Source organism: Streptomyces sp. WAC00040 (genome assembly GCF_056835925.1).
Window position 1 is genome coordinate 3,476,620 of sequence record NZ_JAKQZE010000001.1, and the last position, 20,655, is coordinate 3,497,274.

Below are 20,655 nucleotides of genomic sequence, written 5' to 3' on the forward strand. Positions count from 1 at the left end.
CTGCGGAAATCTCAATAGCCGAAGTTCTGCGTCCACCAAGGGCCGCCGTCGGCCATGTGCACACCGATGCCCAGCGTCGTGAACTCGCAGTTCAGGATGTTCGCGCGGTGTCCCTCGCTGTTCATCCAGGAGTTCATGACGGTGTTGGCGTCGGCCTGGCCGCGGGCTATGTTCTCGCCGCCGAGATTGCTCACGCCGCCCTGCTCCGCACGGTCCCACGGCGTCTCGCCGTCGGGGTTGGTGTGGTCGAAGAACCCGCGCGCCGCCATGTCCTTGCTGTGCGCGCGGGCCAGGTCGGACAGGGCGCCGCTCGCCTTCATCGGGCTGCAGCCGACCTTCACGCGCTCCTTGTTGACCATGTCGATCACCGCGGCCTCCGCGGAAGCTGCGGCCGACGGGTCCGGGGCGGGCGTCTTCGACGGGGCGACCGTCCGTTCCGGGGTGCGCGTCTGCTCGCGGGTCGGCTCGGGGGCCGGCTTGCCGGTGGTCGCCGGGCTCTTTGTCGTTTCCCTGGACGGGGTCGCCGAGGGCTTGGGCGACACCGGCTTGTTCGACGGCACCGAGGTCTTGGTCGACACGGGCTTCTTCGACGGCACCGAGGTACTGGGCGTCTTGGAAGGCTTCGGGGACGCCTTCTTCGAAGGGCTCTGCGAGGGGCTCTTCGACGGCTCCGCGCTGCGGCTCGGCGAAGTGGAAGGGCGCACGGAGGGGCTCGCGCTCGCGTCGCCCTGGGCCTGCAGCCGCGACGGCACCTCCGTGCGCATCTCCGTCCGGACGTCGGAGCCCGCGCCCACGGTGTGGGTGTCGTCGCCACCGGGCAGGACGACGGTCGTGACGACCACCGCGCCGATCGCCATGGCGGCAGAGGCGCCGAGCAGTCCGGTGCGTACGGGCAGGCTCTTACGCCCTGCACCGCCACGGTGCCTGCCTGCCGTGCCTGCCGCGTGATCGGTCACGGCCGGCGCGGGGGCCGAGCGTCGGTGGCGACCCATATGCTGTGCCTTCCTGGTGCGCGACGTTCGAACGTCAACGGACTCACCCGTACGAGTGAGGCTGATTGCGTCCGGACTGTACGCCATGCGGCGCGGGGCCGAAGTGATGCAGAAGCAACCGGCCGGTTACGGTGCAGCCATGAACGACACCGCACGGCTGACCGCCTGGGTACGCGGCCGAGTACAGGGAGTGGGCTTCCGATGGTTCACCAGGGCAAACGCTTTGGAGATCGGGGGACTCACCGGCTTCGCCCTCAATCTGGACGACGGCCGAGTGCAAGTGGTGGCCGAAGGTCCACGTGAGAATTGCCACCGTTTGCTCGAGTGGCTTCGCTCCGACGACACACCCGGCCGCGTCGACGGAGTCACTGAGATCTGGGACACGCCCCGCGGCGGTTACCCGGACTTCGCCATCCGCTGACGATGTCCTGCCGAGCCCGCTCCGAGCGACTCCCGCCGACGGTCGGGAGGCCCGGCCGCCGGCAGAAACCCCTGGTGGTTGCCAAGAAGGGCTTGCTCTGCGAGGCTGCGCCAGGAAAGATGATCGTGACGCCCCCAGGGCCCCGCAGGTCAGGCACGCCGCACTCTTCAGCGGCCGTATGCCCCCGGGCCGCCCGTCGATACGGGGTGTGATCGTGTTGACCGTCAAACTTTTTGGTGAGACTCTGGAAGCCCCGCGCACCTCAGCTGTTCGACAGTCAAGAACCGCAGCACGGCAAGCAGTAAAACCAGGACTGCCGAGCACCGCGGGTGCGAATCCCTCACGACCCACACCGCTTCGGTCGGTCACTCAGTGTGGAGGACCATCCATCATGGCAAAGGCGCTTCTCGGTTACGTCGGCGGTTCCGACCCGCGACTCCTCGCCGAGATGCGACGGCTTCAGCAGCGCGTCCAGGACCTCGAATCCGAGCTTGTACGGATCCAGTCCGAGAATGACGCGCTCAACGCCGCCGTCGCTCAGCACCCCGGAGAGTCGCTGCTCGAAGGTATGGACATCGACGTACCTCGGGCGGAGCCCGCGCTCACCTGAGCACGGCGTCCGCCAGGGCATCGCGCAGCAAGATATGCAAGGGACGCCCTCGGCGTCCCTTCTTTCTTTTCCGCTCCCGCTCCCGCCCCTGCCCCCGTCCCCCACAGTTCCTGAAGTGTTTCCTTCAACGTCTGATCTGCCCTGCACCTTCATGGGTGAAACCGCAACCGAAAGGTAGAGTCCGGGGGCGTGCACCTCAAGGCCATGACCCTGCGCGGTTTCAAGTCGTTCGCCTCGGCCACCACCCTGCGGTTCGAGCCCGGCATCACCTGCGTCGTGGGTCCCAACGGCTCCGGCAAGTCCAACGTCGTGGACGCGCTCTCCTGGGTCATGGGTGAGCAGGGCGCCAAGTCCCTGCGCGGCGGCAAGATGGAGGACGTCATCTTCGCCGGGACGACCGGCCGGCCGCCGCTGGGCCGGGCAGAGGTCTCCCTGACGATCGACAACTCCGACGGCGCCCTGCCCATCGAGTACGCCGAGGTCACCATCACGCGGATCATGTTCCGCAACGGCGGCAGCGAGTACCAGATCAACGGCGACACCTGTCGGCTGCTCGACATCCAGGAACTGCTCTCCGACTCCGGCATCGGCCGCGAGATGCACGTCATCGTCGGCCAGGGCCAGCTCGATTCCGTGCTGCACGCCGACCCGATGGGGCGGCGGGCCTTCATCGAAGAGGCGGCAGGCGTCCTCAAGCACCGCAAGCGCAAGGAGAAGGCGCTGCGGAAGCTGGACGCGATGCGGGCCAACCTCGCCCGCGTGCAGGACCTCACCGACGAGCTGCGCCGCCAGCTCAAGCCACTGGGGCGGCAGGCGGCCGTGGCCAGGAGGGCCGCGGTCATCCAGGCGGACCTGCGCGACGCCCGGCTCCGGCTGCTCGCCGACGACCTCGTACGCATGCAGGAGGCGCTGCGCACCGAGGTCGCCGACGAGGCCGCGCTCAAGCAGCGCAAGGAGGCGGCGGAGGCCGAGCTGAAGGCGGCGCTGACCCGTGAAGCGGACCTGGAGGACGAGGTGCGGCGGCTCGCCCCGCGCCTCCAGCGCGCCCAGCAGAGCTGGTACGAGCTCTCCCAGCTTTCCGAACGGGTGCGCGGCACCATCTCCCTCGCCGACGCCCGCGTCAAGAGCGCGACGGCGCAGCCGGCGGAGGAGCGGCGCGGTCGTGATCCGGAGGACATGGAGCGTGAGGCCGCCCGCATCCGTGAGCAGGAGGCGGAGCTGGAGGCCGCTCTCGAAGCGGCGGAACGCGCCCTCGAGGACACCGTCGCGCACCGCGCCGAACTGGAGCGCGAGCTCGCCGTGGAGGAACGCCGCCTGAAGGACGTGGCGCGTGCCATCGCCGACCGTCGTGAAGGGCTCGCCCGGCTGAGCGGCCAGGTCAACGCGGCCCGTTCGCGTGCCGCGTCCGCCCAGGCCGAGATCGACCGGCTGGCCGCCGCCCGTGACGAGGCGCAGGAGCGGGCCGTCGCCGCGCAGGAGGAGTACGAGCAGCTCAAGGCCGAGGTCGACGCGCTGGACTCCGACGATTCCCTGCTGGCCGACAGGCACGACGCTGCGAAGCGCGAACTGGACGGCGCGGAGACCGCGCTGAGCGAGGCCCGCGAGGCGCTCACCACGGCGGAGCGCAAGCGCGCCGCCGTGGCGGCCCGTCGGGAGGCGCTCGCGCTGGGCCTGCGGCGCAAGGACGGCACGGGCGTGCTGCTCGGAGCCCGTGACCGTCTCGCGGGCCTGCTCGGCCCGGCGGCCGAACTGCTCACGGTCACGCCGGGATACGAGATCCCCGTAGCGGCGGCGCTGGGAGCGGCTGCGGACGCGGTGGCCGTCACCGACGCCTCCACGGCGGCAGAGGCGATCCGTCTGCTGCGCAAACAGGACGGCGGCAGGGCGGCCCTGCTGCTCGCCTCCGCCACGTCCGCCGCCGACGGTCCTGAGCCCGACCTGTCGGGAGCGGACGGCAAGCGCGCCGCGGACCTCGTCCGGGGGCCCGAGGAACTGATGCCGGCCGTACGCAGGCTGCTGCGCACGACAGTGGTCGTGGGAAGCCTCGAGGACGCCGAGGACCTGGTCGGAGCACGCCCCGGACTCACCGCCGTGACCGCGGAGGGCGACGTACTCGCGGCACACTTCGCGCAGGGCGGCTCCGCCGGGGCGCCGAGTCTCCTGGAGGTCCAGGCGTCCGTCGACGAGGCGGCGGCCGAACTCGAGGACCTGGCGCGGCAGTGCGAGGAGCTGGCTGCCGCACAGCAGCAGGCCACCGTCCGCCGTGCCGAATGCGCGTCGCTGGTCGAGGAGCTGGGGGAGCGCAGGCGCGCCGCCGACCGGGAGAAGTCGGCCGTCTCCGGCAGGCTCGGCCGTCTCTCCGGTCAGGCCCGTGGTGCCGCCGGTGAGGCCGAGCGGACCGCCGCGGCGGCCGCCCGCGCCCAAGAGGCGCTGGAGCGGGCGGCCGAGGAGGCCGAGGAGCTTGCGGAGCGGCTGCTCGTCGCGGAGGAGGCCCCCGCCGAGGAGGAGCCGGACACCCACGTACGGGACCGGCTCGCCGCCGACGGCGCCAACGCGCGGCAGACGGAGATGGAGGCCCGTCTCCAGGTGCGTACGCACGAGGAGCGGGTGAAGGGCCTGGCCGGGCGCGCCGACGCGCTCGACCGGGGGGCGCGCGCCGAGCGTGAGGCGCGTGCGCGGGCGGACCAGCGGCGCGCCCGGTTGCGCCACGAGGCCGAGGTGGCGGCCGCCGTCGCGGCCGGAGCCCGGCAGCTGCTGGCGCATGTCGAGGTGTCACTGGTGCGGGCGGAGGCCGAGCGGGCCGCGGCCGAGGCCGCCAAGGCCGAGCGCGAGCGGGAGCTGACCGCCGCCCGGAGCGCGGGCCGCGACCTCAAGGCCGAACTGGACAAGCTCACCGACTCGGTCCACCGCGGCGAGGTGCTGGGCGCGGAGAAGCGGCTGCGGATCGAGCAACTGGAGACGAAGGCGCTGGAGGAGCTGGGCGTGGAACCGGCCGGTCTGGTGTCCGAGTACGGCCCCGACCAGCTGGTGCCCCCGTCCCCGCCGGCCGAGGGCGAGGAGCTTCCGGAGGACCCGGAGCACCCCAGGAACCAGCCGCGGCGTTTCGTCCGCGGGGAACAGGAAAAGCGCCTCAAGTCGGCAGAACGGGCGTACCAACAGCTCGGAAAGGTGAATCCGCTCGCTCTGGAGGAGTTCGCGGCGCTGGAGGAGCGCCACCAGTTCCTGTCGGAGCAGCTCGAGGACCTGAAGAAGACCCGGGCCGACCTGCTTCAGGTCGTGAAGGAGGTGGATGAACGCGTCGAGCAGGTCTTCACCGAGGCCTACCGGGACACCGCCCGTGAGTTCGAGGGCGTCTTCTCCCGCCTGTTCCCCGGCGGCGAGGGGCGGCTCGTGCTGACCGACCCGGACAACATGCTCACCACCGGCGTGGACGTGGAGGCGCGCCCGCCCGGGAAGAAGGTGAAGCGGCTGTCGCTGCTGTCGGGCGGGGAGAGGTCCCTGACCGCCGTGGCGATGCTTGTCTCCATCTTCAAGGCCCGGCCGAGTCCGTTCTACGTGATGGACGAGGTCGAGGCGGCGCTCGACGACACCAACCTCCAGCGGCTGATCCGGATCATGCAGGAGCTGCAGGAGAGTTCGCAGCTGATCGTGATCACGCACCAGAAGCGGACGATGGAGGTCGCGGACGCCCTGTACGGCGTCTCCATGCAGGGTGACGGCGTCTCCAAGGTCATCAGCCAGCGTCTCCGCTGAGGCGTGACCGTCCCTACTTCTTCAAGACTTGAAGCTATAGCCGCCTCGCAAGGTCGCTGGCCGATTTTGATCAGGCTCTTGACTTCGAAACTTGAAGGAATAGTCTCTGCAACGTTGCTTTTACCTTCAAGTGGTGCGCGCCCCCAACTTGTGCCCCACTTGTAGGGCTCGCCCCCCACGTCCGGCGGTGCTGCCGGACGGCCCCAGGAGTACACGTGACCAGCACTGCGCAGCCGCCACCGGCATCAGGGGCCCGCTCGGCCCACCCTGACCATCTCGGGCATGTCATCTTCATCACGGCCGCCGCCGCGATGGGCGGCTTCCTCTTCGGTTACGACAGCTCTGTCATCAACGGCGCGGTCGAAGCCATCCGGCACCGCTACGAGATCGGCTCCGGCACCCTCGCCCAGGTCATCGCCGTCGCGCTGATCGGCTGCGCCATCGGCGCCGCGACCGCCGGCCGTATCGCGGACCGCATCGGCCGCATCCGCTGTATGCAGATCGCAGCCGTGCTCTTCACTCTCAGCGCCGTGGGCTCCGCGCTCCCGTTCGCGCTCTGGGACCTCGCCATGTGGCGGATCATCGGCGGCTTCGCCATCGGCATGGCGTCCGTCATCGGCCCGGCCTACATCGCCGAGGTCTCTCCCGCCGCCTACCGCGGCCGGCTGGCCTCCTTCCAGCAGGCCGCGATCGTCATCGGCATCGCGGTCTCGCAGCTGGTGAACTACGGCATCCTCCAGCTCGCCGACGGCGATCAGCGCGGGGAGATCGCCGGCATCGAGGCATGGCAGTGGATGCTCGGTGTCATGGTCGTCCCGGCGGTGATGTACGGACTGCTGTCCTTCGCGATCCCGGAGTCGCCGCGCTTCCTCATCTCGGTCGGCAAGGTCGGTCGGGCGAAGGAGGTCCTCGCCGAGGTCGAGGGCAAGGGCGTCGACCTGGACGCCCGGGTCAACGAGATCGAGCTCGCCATGCGCCGGGAGCACAAGTCCTCCTTCAAGGACCTGCTCGGCGGCCGCTTCGGCTTCCTGCCCATCGTCTGGGTCGGCATCGGCCTCTCGGTCTTCCAGCAGCTGGTCGGCATCAACGTCGCGTTCTACTACTCGGCCACCCTGTGGCAGTCGGTGGGCGTCGACCCGTCCAGCTCCTTCCTCTACTCGTTCACCACGTCGATCATCAACATCATCGGCACCGTGATCGCGATGGTGCTGGTCGACCGGATCGGCCGCCGGCCGCTCGCGCTGATCGGCTCCACCGGTATGGCGATCGCGCTGGCCCTCGAGGCCTGGGCCTTCTCCGCCGACCTCGTCGACGGCAAGCTTCCGGAGACCCAGGGTGTCGTGGCCCTGATCGCCGCCCACGTCTTCGTGCTCTTCTTCGCGCTCTCGTGGGGTGTCGTCGTCTGGGTCTTCCTCGGCGAGATGTTCCCGAACCGGATCCGCGCCGCCGCCCTCGGCGTCGCCGCCTCCGCGCAGTGGATCGCCAACTGGGCCATCACCGCCAGCTTCCCGAGCCTCGCGGACTGGAACCTCTCCGGCACCTATGTGATCTACACGGTCTTCGCCGTGCTCTCGATCCCCTTCGTACTGAGGTACGTCAAGGAGACGAAGGGCAAGGCGTTGGAGGAGATGGGCTAATCCCCGCTGCCCCTCTCCTCGTCACGGAAACTGCCCCGGCTCAGCGCGTGAGCCGGGGCAGTACGTGTTCGCACAGGAGCTGAAGGCTGCGCCATCCCTCGTCCACCGGCATGCCGCCGCACAGGGGGTGCAGCACCAGACTCTCCGCGCCCAGTGCCGCGCACTCGTCGGGGGTCACGATGCGGTAGACGCCTTCGTCGCGCAGGTCCCGGACGGTCCCGGCCGCGGACCGCACCGCGGAGCGGATGTCCGGCGACTGCCATGACGCGTACGTCCGTGCCTCGTGCAGGAAGTGCTCGCCGTACAGCGCCCACGCCCGGTCGGGATCCTCCGACACGTGCAGCAGCGTCGTCTTCTCGGCGGGCATCATGCAGAAGCCGTCGGTCCCGTACTCGGCCCGCCGCTCCTCGTAGTACGCCTCCAGCTCCGGCAGGTGGGCACTGGGGAAGAACGGGAGACCGAGGCGGGCGGCGCGGCGCGCGGCGGCACGGGAGGACCCGCCGACGATCAGCGGAGGGTGCGGTCGGGTGTACGGGCGCGGGGTGACCCGCACGGTACGGCCCCGGTATACGAAGCTCTCGCCGGTCCATGCGGCCAGCAGCGTCTCCAGCAGCTCGTCCTGGAGCTGTCCGCGCCGGCTCCAGTCGACGCCGAACTGCGCGTACTCCTCGGGCCGGTATCCGATCCCCGCGACGGTCACCAGCCGGCCCTGGCCGATCAGGTCCAGCACGGCGATGTCCTCGGCCATCCGCAGCGGCTCGTGCAGCGGGCCGATGACCGCGGACACGGTGACCGCGATGCGGCGGGTGGCGCCGAGGACGGCGCCGGCGAATGCCAGTGGCGACGGCAGCCAGTTGTTCCCGGCGCCGTGGTGCTCCTCGGTCTGGACCGTGTCGACGCCGCGGTCGTCGGCGTACACGGCCATCTCCAGGGCCGCACGGTAGCGGGCCGCGAGGGTCTCGGGTGTCGCGGCCGGATCGACCATGTTGAACCGGGCAACCGTGAAGGCCATGGGAAGTCCCCCTCCGCCAGATGTGGGCACGGCGAGGGAGGACGTTAGCTGACGTAGTGTCAGATGGACAGGGTCTCGGGCTCGGTTTCGGGGGCCGCGGTCGCGGGGCCCGCCTGGATGGCCGCCCCGGCACGCGGCAGCACCGCGTACAGGCCCGCGGCGGACCAGGACCGTCACCGCCCGGCCCAGGCCGTTCTCGCCGGCCGAGGACGGCGCGAACGGGCCGGCGAACCAGTCGACCCGGGTGAACATCAGCCCCACCACCAGCGCCGACGCCCTCGGCACCATCGCCTGCCAGGCGAAACCGCCGCGGTACCAGTAGGCGCTCGTGCGGGTGGTGTCGATCAGTGCCGCCCCTTCGTACGAGCGCCTCGCCGATCCACGCGGAGAAGGCCACCGCGAGCAGCGTCAGGACGAGACGAAGGAGCCGATGAAGCTGGTGGCCACACCATCAGCAGGAAGCCGAGGACCAGGCTGATCAGGACGTTCACGCTCACCGCCCAGGTGCGGGGCACCTTCACGCCCAGAGTCTGCGCGGTAGCCGGCGGAGTACATCGACATGGAGTTGATCAGCAGCACGCCGACGAGGGCGACCAGCGGATACGGCACCGCCGGCCACATCGGCAGGATCTCGCCGATGAAGGCGACCGGGTCCTGGGTGCTCGCCAGGTCCGGTGTGTCACCGTCATTACGACGCCCCTCAGCACCATCGGCACAGCGACGACGCCCGCGCCGCCGACGGTGGCGCCGACCATCGCCCGGCCGGAGGCCGTGCCGGGCAGGTAGCGCGTGAGGTCCGGAGCCGGACGCGGCCGGTGCGCTCCCCGTCGGGGACGGGTTCGAGGCCGCGGGTCTCTTTCGCGCCTTCGGACTCGGAGGCGTGGGGCATGGAAGTGGCTCCGTACGGGGTGGGGGACGCCGGTGGGGCCGCCGGAGGAAGCGGAAGCCGCAAGCATCGTACGAACACCTCATAACGCCCAAATGGGTGAGGGTTGCTTTGTGTGATCCTCTGACCTCTTCTGTGCGCGCGGCCGTGGCCGATACTGGACGGGTTATGGAAATCGTCATCCTTGCCGTAGTCATCGCCCTGGTCGCGATCGGCGCGATCAGCGGCCTCGTGGTAAGTAGCCGCAAGAAGAAGCAGCTGCCGCCGCAGGCGCCGCCGGCCCCGCCGACCATCACTGCTCCGCCCGCCGAACCGCACGTCGGCGACGAGGCGGAGACGCCGCGGGAGGAACCCCGCCGCACCATCGAGGAGGTCGACCTTCCGACGGCCGACGAGGCCGTCGAAACACCCGTCGCCGTCGAGGACCCGGTCGTCGCCGAGGCGCCGGCCCCCGCCGTCGAGATCCCGGAACCGACTGCCGGCCGGCTCGTCCGGCTCCGTGCCCGTCTCGCCCGTTCGCAGAACTCGCTCGGCAAGGGGCTCCTCACGCTCCTCTCGCGTGAGCACCTCGACGAGGACACCTGGGAGGAGATCGAGGACACGCTTCTCACCGCCGATGTCGGCGTCGCCCCCACCCAGGAGCTCGTCGAGCGGCTGCGTGAGCGGGTGAAGGTGCTCGGCACCCGCACGCCCGAGCAGCTGCGCACCCTGCTGCGGGAGGAACTGCTGCACCTCGTGGGCACCGACTTCGACCGCGCGGTCAAGACCGAGAGCGGTCTGGACACGCCCGCCGTCGTCATGGTCGTGGGGGTGAACGGCACCGGTAAGACCACCACCACCGGCAAGCTCGCCCGCGTTCTCGTCGCGGACGGCCGCTCGGTCGTACTTGGCGCCGCTGACACCTTCCGTGCCGCCGCCGCCGATCAGCTGCAGACCTGGGGCGAGCGCGTCGGCGCCCGCACCGTGCGCGGGCCGGAGGCCGGCGATCCGGCCTCGGTCGCTTTCGACTCGGTCAAGGAGGGCATCGCCGAGGGCGCGGACGTGGTGCTGATCGACACCGCCGGCCGGTTGCACACCAAGACCGGCCTGATGGACGAGCTCGGCAAGGTGAAGCGGGTCGTGGAGAAGCACGGCCCGCTGGACGAGGTCCTGCTCGTCCTCGACGCCACCACCGGTCAGAACGGCCTGGTGCAGGCGCGGGTCTTCGCCGAGGTCGTGGACATCACCGGCATCGTGCTGACCAAGCTGGACGGCACCGCCAAGGGCGGCATCGTCGTCGCCGTCCAGCGTGAGCTGGGCGTGCCTGTGAAACTCGTGGGTCTGGGCGAGGGCCCGGACGATCTCGCCCCCTTCGAGCCCGAGGCGTTCATCGATGCCCTGATCGGCGACTGAGCGCACCTTCCGCGCGTACGAGAGCGCCCGGCCGTCACGGGACGGCCGGGCGCTCTCGTGTCCGGGAATCAGGGCCGGCTGCGGTGGCAGATGTACGCCAGGGTGCCGAGCAGCAGCCGGGCCTCCGGAGGGGCCGCCGCCGTGTCCAGGGACGGCGGCCGAAGCCACCGGACGGGGCCAAGACCGCCGTGGTCGGACGGCGGGGCGGTGATGTGGTCGCCGGGACCGAGGCAGCGCAGGTCCAGGTCGGCGTCGTCCCAGCCCATCCGGTACAGCAGCCGGGGCAGCTCGGCCGCAGCGCCGGGAGCCACGAAGAACTGGCAGCGGCCGTCGGGAGTGACCGTGACCGGGCCGAGCGGCAGCCCCATGCGCTCCATGCGCACCAGGGCCCGGCGGCCCGCCGGTGCGGCGACGTCCAGGATGTCGAAGCTCCGGCCGACCGGCAGCAGCAGCGATGCCCCGGGCACATCCGCCCAGGCCTTGCCGGCCTCGTCGAGCGTGGCGCCGGCCGGGACCTCGAGCGCGAAGGCGAGGGGATGCGCTCCCGGCGCCTCGCACCGCGCCCCGCCGCAAGAGCACTTGCCCGCCGCGGCCCGTGCGCCGGGAACCACCGCCCAGCCCCACAGTCCGGTGTACTCGGCCACCGCTGTGGCCTCTGTCGCGCGCCCGCGGCGCCGGGAGCCGACCCGGATCTGACTGATCCCTCGGGTGCCGCCGATCGTGAAGCCCATGCCCCCTCCAACGGGTCCTGCTCGCCGGTGGTTACGACCCGAAGCTCCCCTGTTACTCTCCGTCGTCACCGTCGGGGTGTCGGCGGGGTGCGGTGGTGCATGGGGGAGTGCGGAACGTGGCGCGCGCCTGCGCGCGCAACCCTCCATCGGGTGCTGATTTTCGTCTGTCAAGTGAATCGCGCCTGGCGGTACGTGGGTTCACTCGGAGGGGTGGCGAATGGTGGCGATTCTGCAATCCCACTCGCTGGAGGCGTGATCGCCGCATTACTGTCGGTGCATCGACCTGCAATTGCAGTCGGCTTCCGAGTATGCCGGGGGCAACTCGTCTCTCTGTTCGACGGGTGCAACCTGGTCACAGGAAGGCCCAACAGGCGGCATTCTGGTACGGGTTCGGGCGATGAGGCTTCGGCGGATGGGGGCATTCCAGTGAGCGGCAGCGGCGCAGACGGTACGAACACCGGCAAGCGCCCCAACGAACAGCTGAACTCCTGGTTCATGCGCAGTGGCTGGTCGAAGGGCGAGCTGGCGCGCCAAGTGAACCGCCGGGCACGGCAGATGGGCGCACACCACATCAGCACGGACACCTCCCGGGTGCGCCGCTGGCTGGACGGCGAACAGCCGCGCGAGCCGATCCCCCGGATCCTGTCCGAGCTCTTCAGCGAACGCTTCGGCAGCGTCGTCGCCATCGAGGACCTCGGCCTGCGCTCCGCCCACCTGGCACCCTCCGTGTCCGGCGTCGACCTGCCCTGGGCCGGAGACCAGACCGTCGCCCTGCTCAGCGAGTTCTCCAGAAGCGACCTGATGCTCGCGCGCCGCGGCTTCCTCGGCACCTCGCTCTCGCTCGCCGCCGGGTCCGCCCTCGTCGAACCCATGCAGCGCTGGCTCGTTCCCACCCCGGCCGTGGAGGCCGCGGAGGAGGCGCCCCCCACGACCCGCAGGGGTGGCCGCCTGTCGGCGCCGGAGCTCGACCTGCTCGAGGCCACCACCGCGATGTTCCGCCAGTGGGACGCCCAGTGCGGTGGCGGCCTGCGCAGGAAGGCCGTCGTCGGCCAGCTCCACGAGGTCACCGACCTCCTTCAGGAACCGCAGCCCCCCGCCACCATGCGGCGCCTGTTCAAGTGCGCCGCCGAACTGGCCGAGCTGGCCGGATGGATGAGCTACGACGTGGGGCTCCAGCCCACCGCGCAGAAGTACTTCGTCCTCGCACTGCACGCCTCCAAGGAAGCCGGTGACAAGCCGCTCGGCTCGTACGTCCTGTCCTCCATGAGCCGGCAGATGATCCACCTCGGCCGGCCCGACGACGCCCTCGAACTGATCCACCTCGCCCAGTACGGCAGTCGCGACTGCGCCACCGCGCGCACTCAGGCCATGCTGTATGCGATGGAGGCCCGCGCCTACGCCAACATGGGTCAGCCCAGCAAGTGCCGGCGGGCCGTGCGGATGGCGGAGGACACCTTCGCCGACATCGGTTTCGACACCGAGCCCGAGCCCGATTGGATCCGCTTCTTCTCCGAGGCCGAGCTCAACGGAGAGAACGCCCACTCCTACCGCGACCTCGCCTATGTGGCGGGCCGCAGTCCCACCTACGCCTCACTCGCCGAGCCGATCATGGAGCGCGCCGTGGAGCTCTTCCGGCGGGACGAGGAGCACCAGCGGTCGTACGCACTCAACCTGGTCGGGATGGCCACCGTCCACCTCCTCAAGAGGGAGCCGGAACAAGCCACCGCGCTGGCCGGCGAGGCGCTCACGGTCGCCAAACGGGTCCGCTCCGAGCGTGTCAACACCCGGCTGCGCAAGACCGTCGACACGGCGGCCAGGGACTTCGGCGATGTCGCGGAGGTCGTCCAGTTCACCGACCTGCTCACCGCCCAGCTGCCCGAGACCGCCGAAGCGGTCTGACCGGCAGCGCCTCAGACCCCGGCCGCGACGCCCACCCCGAACTGCCCGACTCGGCTCCCCCCGTGCCAAGTCATCCGGGTGAGTGTCGCGGCCGGTTTCCGTGTGCGCAGAGGATACTCTCGGTGACCGCGGGCGATCAGCCTGTTCATGACGGCGTAACACGCCGGACCTCTTCGTCACGGCCGCGAAACATCGAGCGGCATCTGCGGAAACGGCGCTGCGCCAACCTCATGGCGCAAAGGGGCTGTCCGGCCCGCCCCTCTACCGCACTGGCTCCGCCCGCACGCGGCCGCACGACGACGAGGAGACGCCGATGCCCCCAGGCATCTCGACCCTTGCCGCAGACGCCCCTGAGCTGTCTGCCGCCAACACAGGGTTCATTCTCATTTGTTCCGCCCTGGTGATGCTCATGACCCCGGGACTGGCCTTCTTCTACGGAGGCATGGTCCGGGTCAAGAGCTCCCTGAACATGCTGATGATGAGCTTCATCAGCCTCGGGATCGTCACCATCCTCTGGGTGCTGTACGGCTTCAGCCTTGCCTTCGGCACCGACTCCGGTTCGATCATCGGCTGGAGCTCCGACTACGTCGGTCTCAGCGGCATCGGCATCACCGAGCTGTGGGACGGTTACACCATCCCGGTGTACGTCTTCGCCGTCTTCCAGCTGATGTTCGCGATCATCACACCGGCCCTGATCAGCGGCGCCCTCGCGGACCGCGTCAAGTTCACCGCATGGGCCCTGTTCATCGCCCTGTGGGCCACGGTCGTCTACTTCCCGGTCGCGCACTGGGTCTGGGGCGCGGGCGGCTGGCTGTTCGAGATGGGCGTCATCGACTTCGCGGGCGGCACGGCCGTCCACATCAACGCCGGTGCCGCGGCCCTCGGCGTGATCCTCGTCATCGGCAAGCGCGTCGGCTTCAAGAAGGACCCGATGCGCCCGCACAGCCTCCCGCTGGTCATGCTCGGCGCCGGTCTCCTGTGGTTCGGCTGGTTCGGCTTCAACGCCGGCTCGTGGCTCGGCAACGACGACGGCGTCGGCGCGGTGATGTTCGTCAACACCCAGGTCGCCACCGCCGCCGCCATGCTCGCCTGGCTCGCCTACGAGAAGATCCGCCACGGCGCTTTCACCACCCTCGGCGCCGCGTCCGGCGCGGTCGCCGGCCTCGTCGCCATCACCCCGTCCGGCGGCGCCGTCTCCCCGCTCGGCGCGATCGCCGTCGGCGCCATCGCCGGTCTGCTGTGCGCCATGGCCGTCGGCCTGAAGTTCAAGTTCGGCTACGACGACTCCCTGGACGTCGTCGGCGTCCACCTTGTCGGCGGTATCGTCGGCTCCCTGCTGGTCGGCCTGTTCGCCACCGGCGGCGTGCAGTCCGAGGTCAAGGGCCTCTTCTACGGCGGCGGCCTCGACCAGCTCGGCAAGCAGGCCGTCGGAGTCTTCGCGGTACTCGCCTACTCCCTGGTCGTCTCCGCGATCCTCGCCTTCGTCCTCGACAAGACGATCGGCATGCGGGTGGACGAGGACGTCGAGGTCTCCGGCATCGACCAGGTCGAGCACGCCGAGACCGCGTACGACTTCAGCGGCGCCGGCGGCGGAACGGGCTCCCGCAAGGCCGTACCCCCCGCCGCGGACGCCGTGGCCGGCGCTGGACAGAACAAGAAGGTGGACGCATGAAGCTCATCACCGCAGTCGTGAAGCCGCACCGGCTGGACGAGATCAAGGAGGCCCTCCAGGCCTTCGGCGTCCAGGGCCTCACGGTCACAGAGGCAAGCGGCTACGGCCGGCAGCGCGGCCACACCGAGGTCTACCGCGGCGCGGAGTACACCGTCGACCTCGTCCCCAAGATCCGCATCGAGGTGCTGGTCGAGGACGACGACGCCGAACAGCTCGTGGACGTGATCGTCAAGGCCGCCCGCACCGGAAAGATCGGCGACGGCAAGGTCTGGAGCGTCCCGGTCGACACGGCGGTCCGGGTACGGACCGGCGAGCGCGGCCCCGACGCCCTGTAAGAGCGAACACGGACAAGGGAGCTGCTGGGTGAGCCTGGACGTGACCGAAGAAACGGAAGACAGCGGACCCAGCGGCTATGCGGCGGCCCGGCTGCTCCTTCTCACCGAGAAGGAGCGGTCCGGGCCGCCGCGCCGTGCGGCCCTGGCGAAGCTGACCGACGAATGGCTGTCCGCCCTCTTCGCCGCCGCGGCGCTGGAACAGGGCGTTCGGGGCGCGGCGCTCGTCGCCGTCGGCGGCTACGGCCGCGGGGAACTCTCCCCGCGCAGCGACCTCGACCTCCTGCTGCTCCACGACGGCAGCGCGTCCCCCGCCGCAGTCGCCGCGATCGCCGACCGGATCTGGTACCCGGTCTGGGACCTCGGCCTCGCCCTCGACCACTCCGTCCGCACACCCGCGGAGGCCCGGAAGACCGCGGGTGAGGACCTCAAGGTGCAGCTCGGGCTTCTCGACGCCCGGCCTGTCGCCGGTGACCTCGGACTGGTCGCCTCCCTGCGTACCGCCGTGCTCGCCGACTGGCGCAACCAGGCTCCGCGGCGGCTGCCCGAACTCGACGAACTCTGCCGAGAGCGGGCCGCCCGGCAGGGTGAGCTCCAGTACCTCCTCGAGCCCGATCTGAAAGAGGCCAGAGGCGGACTGAGGGACGTCACCGCGCTCCGCGCGGTAGCCGCCTCATGGCTCGCCGACGCCCCCCGGGAAGGACTCGCCGAAGCCCGCCGCGTCCTCCTCGACGTCCGCGACGCGCTCCACCTCACCACCGGCCGCGCCACCGACCGGCTCGCCCTCCAGGAACAGGACCAGGTCGCGGCCGAGCTCGGCCTCCTCGACGCCGACGCCCTGCTGCGCCAGGTGTACGAGGCAGCGCGGACCGTCTCGTACGCCACCGACGTCACCTGGCGGGAGGTCAGCCGGGTCCTGCGCTCCCGTGCCGTACGGCCGAGGCTCCGGGCCATGCTCGGCGGACGGCCCCCGCAGCCCGAGCGCACCCCGCTCGCCGAGGGGGTCGTCGAACTCGACGGCGAAGTGGTCCTCGCCCGCACAGCACGCCCGGACCGCGACCCGGTCCTCCCGCTCCGCGCCGCCGCCGCCGCGGCCCAGTCCGGCCTGCCGATCTCCCGGCACGCGGTTCGGCGCCTCGGCCATGCCATGACCGCCGGTCCGCTGCCCGTGCCCTGGCCCGCGGAGGCCCGGGAGGAACTGGTCACACTGCTCGGCGCGGGGGAGCCGACCGTCCCCGTCTGGGAGGCACTCGAGGCCGAGGGACTGATCACCCGGCTCGTCCCCGACTGGGAACGCGTCCGGTGCCGGCCCCAGCGCAACGCCGTGCACACCTGGACCGTCGACCGGCACCTCGTCGAGACGGCGGTCAAGGCGTCGGAGCTGACCCGGCACGTCGGCCGCCCGGACCTGCTGCTCGTCGCCGCGCTGCTGCACGACATCGGCAAGGGCTGGCCCGGCGACCACTCGGTCGCCGGCGAGACCATCGCCCGCGACGTGGCCACCCGGATCGGCTTCGACCGCGCGGACGTGGGCGTCATCGCCACCCTCGTGCGCCACCACCTGCTGCTCATCGAGACGGCGACCAGGCGCGACCTCGACGACCCGGCGACGGTCGCCTCCGTGGCCTCCGTCGTCGGCTCTGCCGGAACCCTGGAGCTGCTGCACGCGCTCACCGAGGCGGACGCTCTCGCCACCGGCCCGGCGGCCTGGTCCTCCTGGCGCGGCTCCCTCGTGGCCGACCTGGTCAGGCGGGTGGCGGCGGTCCTCGCGGGCGACACTCCGGCCGAGCCGGACCAGGCGGCACCCAGCGCCGAACAGGAACGCCTGGCGATCGAGGCCCTGCGCACCGGCGAACCCGTGCTCGCCCTGCACACCCATCCGGAGGCCCCTGCCGAGGACGGCGGGCCGGAACCCGTCGGCGTCGAGCTGCTCATCGCCCTGCCCGACCAGCCCGGCGTGCTCCCCGCGGCCGCCGGGGTCCTTGCGCTGCACCGGCTCACCGTCCGGGCCGCGGACCTCAGGGCGATCGACCTGCCCAGCGAAGTGGGGGACGGGACCGTCCTGGTCCTCGACTGGCGGGTCGCCGCCGAATACGGCTCCCTGCCGCAGGCGTCCCGCCTCCGCGCCGACCTCGTGCGCGCCCTGGACGGCTCACTGGACATCCGCGGCCGCCTGGCAGAGCGGGAGGCCGCCTATCCCCGGCGGCGGGGCGTCAAGGCGCCCCCGCCCAGGGTGACGGTGGCCGAGGCCGGATCGCGCCTCGCCACGGTCATCGAGGTCCGCGCCCATGACGCCCCTGGCCTGCTGCACAGGATCGGGCGGGCCCTGGAGGGGGCGGCGGTCCGGGTCCGCAGCGCCCACGTATCGACGCTCGGCGCGAACGCCGTGGACACGCTGTACGTGACGGACGAGGCAGGCTCTCCGCTCGGTGATGCGGAGGCGGCGGCCCTGGCCAAGAGCGTGGAGGAGGCGCTGCGGTGAGGGGTCGACGGGCGGTGCGGCCGCTCGTTGACCAGCGCGTGCTTCCCCGAGCCGGCGAGGGACGGCCCGGAGGAACCCATGAAGCTCCTCGGGGCCGAGATCTGCTCCCCGCCGCCGCGGAGATCGCCGTCCGTCCGCCCGTTACGGCGGGCGGGGGCATGAATGTTCCGACGCCCGATACCCTTGGGGCGACCACCAGGCCCCGACCCGAGGAATCGCGACCACCGTGTTCGATACGCTTTCCGACCGCCTCAGCGCGACTTTCAAGAACCTCAGGGGCAAGGGACGCCTGTCCGAGGCTGACATCGACGGCGCGGCCCGGGAAATCCGTATCGCCCTGCTCGAGGCCGACGTGGCGCTCCCGGTCGTCCGGGAGTTCATCAAGCAGGTCAAGGCCCGCTCCCTGGGCGCCGAGGTCTCCAAGGCTCTGAACCCGAGCCAGCAGGTCATCAAGATCGTCAACGAGGAGCTCATCGGCATCCTCGGCGGCGAGACCCGCCGTCTGCGGTTCGCCAAGACGGCGCCGACCGTGATCATGCTCGCCGGTCTCCAGGGTGCCGGTAAGACCACCCTCGCCGGAAAGCTCGGTCTCTGGCTCAAGGCCCAGGGGCACTCGCCCCTGCTCGTCGCCTGTGACCTCCAGCGCCCCAATGCCGTCAACCAGCTCTCGGTCGTCGCGGAGCGGGCGGGTGTCGCCGTCTACGCGCCCCAGCCGGGCAACGGCGTCGGCGACCCGGTCCAGGTCGCGAAGGACTCCATCGAGCACGCGCGGACCCGCCAGTACGACGTCGTCATCGTCGACACCGCCGGCCGTCTCGGTATCGACCAGGAGCTGATGCAGCAGGCCGCGGACATCCGCGACGCCGTCAGCCCCGACGAGATCCTCTTCGTCGTCGACGCCATGATCGGTCAGGACGCCGTCAACACGGCGGAGGCCTTCCGCGACGGTGTCGGGTTCGACGGGGTGGTCCTGTCGAAGCTGGACGGCGACGCCCGAGGCGGTGCCGCGCTCTCCGTCGCGCACGTCACCGGCAAGCAGATCATGTTCGCCTCCAACGGCGAGAAGCTGGACGACTTCGACGCGTTCCACCCGGACCGCATGGCGTCCCGCATCCTCGGCATGGGCGACATGCTCTCGCTGATCGAGAAGGCCGAGCAGACCTTCAGCCAGGAAGAGGCCGCCAAGATGGCCTCCAAGCTGGCGAGCAGCAAGGGTAAGGAGTTCACGCTCGACGACTTCCTGGCCCAGATGGAGCAGGTCCGCAAGATGGGCTCCATCTCGAAGTTGCTCGGCATGCTGCCCGGCATGGCCCAGATGAAGGACCAGATCAACAACATCGACGAGCGTGACGTGGATCGTACGGCCGCGATCATCAAGTCGATGACTCCGGGTGAGCGCCAGGACCCGACGATCATCAACGGGTCCCGCCGCGCGCGCATCGCCAAGGGCTCCGGTGTCGAGGTCAGCGCGGTCAAGGGCCTGGTGGAGCGGTTCTTCGAGGCGCGCAAGATGATGTCGCGGATGGCTCAGGGCGGCGGCATGCCCGGTATGCCGGGAATGCCCGGCATGGGTGGCGGCCCCGGTCGGCAGAAGAAGCAGCAGAAGCAGGCCAAGGGCAAGCGCAAGAGCGGCAACCCGATGAAGCGCAAGGCCGAGGAGCAGGCAGCCGCGGTGCGGCGCGAGCAGGCGGCGGCACAGGGCGGCGCCTTCGGGCTGCCGGCCGGCGAGCCGGGCAAGGACTTCGAGCTGCCCGACGAGTTCAAGAAGTTCATGGGCTGATCCACCGCCCGGAGGGACAGCCGAAGGGCCCGCGACCGGCACGGTCGCGGGCCCTCGTCGTGCGCGGGTCAGGGCATCAGGGTGTCCGGGCGATCAGATAACGGAACACGTTGGGCATCCAGACCGTCCCGTCCGGCCGCCGGTGGTCGTGGAGCGCCTCCGCGATCTCCTTCCCGACCTGCGCCTGGTCCGTCTCGCGCACGGCCGCGTCGTAGAGACCGGTCGACATGAGGCCCCGTACCGCGCTGTCCACGTCCGCGTAACCGAACGGGCAGGCCACCCGGCCGGAGCCGTCCGGGTTCAGGCCCGCGCGCGCGGCGATGTCCTCCAGGGCGTCCCGGTGGGCGGGACGCCTGCGCTCCCCGGCCACCCGCAGCACCCCGGACGTGGCGCACCGCTCCGGCGGACCCCACCCCGTGAGCACCACGGGGCTCCTGCGCTCCACGAGACCGACCGCGTCCTTGAGTGCCTGTTCCAGGTCCTCCGCGTCGCTCGCGCCGCACCCGATCGGCTGAAACGCGGTGACCAGGTTGTAGGCGGGGTGGGCGGGGCCCGCGTCGCCCGGTCCACCGTCCACCAGCCGGGCCGTCGGACTGCCGTCCATCCGCTCCCGGGCGAGGGCGAGACGGTCGCTGTCGGTGTCGACGCCCGTCACCGTGGCACCGCGGGTCCTGGCCAGCAGCAGCGCGAGACCGGAACCGCAACCCAGGGCCAGCAGCCGTGTACCGGAGCCCACCTCAAGGCGTTCGTAGACCGCTTCGTAGAGCGGCACGAGCATGCGTTCCTGGATCTCGGCCCAGTCCCGGGCACGTGCGCCGGCTTCCGCAGAGGTCGCCGACGCCTTGTGGGGTCGGTGCTGGACGAGCGTGGAGGTCATCGAAAGCGCCCCAATCCGCCGAGAGGTCGGTAATACCCAGAAGGTCAGCCCCCGTGTGCGTACGATCCGCGCTTCCCCGTATGCCAGAGAACTGCGCGGGCGTCCCCACGTCCAGGGGTTGTGCGGCACTGCTTGCGCCCCGAGGCGTACGCCCAGGACAACCTGGCCGATTCACGTGT

14 protein-coding genes and 1 pseudogene are annotated in these 20,655 nt (G+C 70.9%); 10 read left to right on the forward strand and 5 right to left on the reverse strand.

The genetic code is table 11. The features are described from left to right. Nucleotides 1–11: 11 nt before the first annotated feature. Nucleotides 12–992 carry a CAP domain-containing protein gene (locus tag MDN94_RS16140; protein ID WP_482726474.1) on the reverse strand — a complete coding sequence of 327 codons (981 nt, stop codon included), beginning with the start codon at nt 990–992 and terminating at the stop codon, nt 12–14. A 139-nt stretch (nt 993–1,131) separates the two neighbouring features. Between MDN94_RS16140 and MDN94_RS16145 the strand changes: the two genes are divergently transcribed. From MDN94_RS16145 to MDN94_RS16160, 4 genes are all read left to right on the forward strand, one after another. Next, nucleotides 1,132–1,413: an acylphosphatase gene (locus MDN94_RS16145; RefSeq protein WP_307708502.1), complete on the forward strand. Its 282-nt coding sequence runs from the start codon at nt 1,132–1,134 to the stop codon at nt 1,411–1,413. A gap of 391 nt (nt 1,414–1,804) precedes the next feature. Next, nucleotides 1,805–2,023 (forward strand): hypothetical protein, encoded by a 219-nt coding sequence (locus MDN94_RS16150; protein ID WP_005311394.1) that lies wholly within the window; start codon nt 1,805–1,807, stop codon nt 2,021–2,023. 189 nt (nt 2,024–2,212) lie between these two features. Continuing rightward, entirely contained in the window at nt 2,213–5,776 is a 3,564-nt protein-coding gene (gene smc, locus MDN94_RS16155) for a chromosome segregation protein SMC (RefSeq protein ID WP_482726475.1), read from the forward strand. Nucleotides 5,777–5,991: 215 nt separating this feature from the next. Continuing rightward, on the forward strand, nt 5,992–7,413 hold the full coding sequence (locus MDN94_RS16160; RefSeq protein ID WP_482726476.1) for a sugar porter family MFS transporter: 1,422 nt from the start codon (nt 5,992–5,994) through the stop codon (nt 7,411–7,413). 40 nt (nt 7,414–7,453) lie between these two features. On the opposite strand, the gene MDN94_RS16165 is transcribed toward MDN94_RS16160, so the two are convergent. After that, nucleotides 7,454–8,425: an LLM class flavin-dependent oxidoreductase gene (locus MDN94_RS16165; RefSeq protein ID WP_482726477.1), complete on the reverse strand. Its 972-nt coding sequence runs from the start codon at nt 8,423–8,425 to the stop codon at nt 7,454–7,456. Between the two features lie 59 nt (nt 8,426–8,484). Continuing rightward, nucleotides 8,485–9,228, reverse strand: a pseudogene (locus MDN94_RS16170) (cytosine permease); the annotation flags it as partial. 251 nt (nt 9,229–9,479) lie between these two features. Between MDN94_RS16170 and ftsY the strand changes: the two are divergent. Then, nucleotides 9,480–10,703, forward strand: a complete 1,224-nt coding sequence (gene ftsY, locus MDN94_RS16175) for a signal recognition particle-docking protein FtsY (protein WP_482726478.1) — start codon at nt 9,480–9,482, stop codon at nt 10,701–10,703. Nucleotides 10,704–10,771: 68 nt separating this feature from the next. Here ftsY and MDN94_RS16180 read toward each other — a convergent pair whose 3' ends face one another. Beyond that, entirely contained in the window at nt 10,772–11,434 is a 663-nt protein-coding gene (locus MDN94_RS16180) for a bifunctional DNA primase/polymerase (RefSeq protein ID WP_482726479.1), read from the reverse strand. A gap of 426 nt (nt 11,435–11,860) precedes the next feature. On the opposite strand from MDN94_RS16180, the gene nsdA reads away from it, so the two are divergent. From nsdA to ffh, 5 genes are all read left to right on the forward strand, one after another. Then, a complete protein-coding gene (nsdA, locus tag MDN94_RS16185) occupies nt 11,861–13,333 on the forward strand; it encodes a transcriptional repressor NsdA (protein ID WP_482726480.1) in 1,473 nt (490 codons plus the stop codon). A gap of 313 nt (nt 13,334–13,646) precedes the next feature. Then, nucleotides 13,647–15,005: an ammonium transporter gene (locus tag MDN94_RS16190; RefSeq protein WP_482726481.1), complete on the forward strand. Its 1,359-nt coding sequence runs from the start codon at nt 13,647–13,649 to the stop codon at nt 15,003–15,005. Continuing rightward, complete coding sequence (locus tag MDN94_RS16195; protein ID WP_005311372.1) at nt 15,002–15,340, forward strand: P-II family nitrogen regulator; 339 nt, start codon at nt 15,002–15,004, stop codon at nt 15,338–15,340. The genes MDN94_RS16190 and MDN94_RS16195 overlap by 4 nt, the downstream gene beginning before the upstream one ends. A 28-nt stretch (nt 15,341–15,368) precedes the next feature. After that, nucleotides 15,369–17,819 carry a [protein-PII] uridylyltransferase gene (locus MDN94_RS16200; protein WP_482726482.1) on the forward strand — a complete coding sequence of 817 codons (2,451 nt, stop codon included), beginning with the start codon at nt 15,369–15,371 and terminating at the stop codon, nt 17,817–17,819. 226 nt (nt 17,820–18,045) lie between these two features. Beyond that, complete coding sequence (gene ffh / locus MDN94_RS16205) at nt 18,046–19,599, forward strand: signal recognition particle protein (RefSeq protein ID WP_482726483.1); 1,554 nt, start codon at nt 18,046–18,048, stop codon at nt 19,597–19,599. Between the two features lie 76 nt (nt 19,600–19,675). Here ffh and MDN94_RS16210 read toward each other — a convergent pair whose 3' ends face one another. Further along, nucleotides 19,676–20,476 carry a methyltransferase domain-containing protein gene (locus MDN94_RS16210; RefSeq protein ID WP_482726484.1) on the reverse strand — a complete coding sequence of 267 codons (801 nt, stop codon included), beginning with the start codon at nt 20,474–20,476 and terminating at the stop codon, nt 19,676–19,678. Nucleotides 20,477–20,655 lie beyond the last annotated feature (179 nt).

What these genes read in the sequence shown, in the direction of transcription:
- MDN94_RS16140 (WP_482726474.1), bottom strand. Translation starts at nt 992, where the DNA reads ATGGGTCGCCACCGACGCTCGGCCCCCGCGCCGGCCGTGACCGATCAC.
- ftsY (WP_482726478.1), top strand. Translation starts at nt 9,480, where the DNA reads ATGGAAATCGTCATCCTTGCCGTAGTCATCGCCCTGGTCGCGATCGGC.
- MDN94_RS16190 (WP_482726481.1), top strand. Translation starts at nt 13,647, where the DNA reads ATGCCCCCAGGCATCTCGACCCTTGCCGCAGACGCCCCTGAGCTGTCT.
- MDN94_RS16165 (WP_482726477.1), bottom strand. Translation starts at nt 8,425, where the DNA reads ATGGCCTTCACGGTTGCCCGGTTCAACATGGTCGATCCGGCCGCGACA.
- MDN94_RS16150 (WP_005311394.1), top strand. Translation starts at nt 1,805, where the DNA reads ATGGCAAAGGCGCTTCTCGGTTACGTCGGCGGTTCCGACCCGCGACTC.
- MDN94_RS16210 (WP_482726484.1), bottom strand. Translation starts at nt 20,476, where the DNA reads ATGACCTCCACGCTCGTCCAGCACCGACCCCACAAGGCGTCGGCGACC.
- MDN94_RS16145 (WP_307708502.1), top strand. Translation starts at nt 1,132, where the DNA reads ATGAACGACACCGCACGGCTGACCGCCTGGGTACGCGGCCGAGTACAG.
- MDN94_RS16195 (WP_005311372.1), top strand. Translation starts at nt 15,002, where the DNA reads ATGAAGCTCATCACCGCAGTCGTGAAGCCGCACCGGCTGGACGAGATC.
- MDN94_RS16180 (WP_482726479.1), bottom strand. Translation starts at nt 11,434, where the DNA reads ATGGGCTTCACGATCGGCGGCACCCGAGGGATCAGTCAGATCCGGGTC.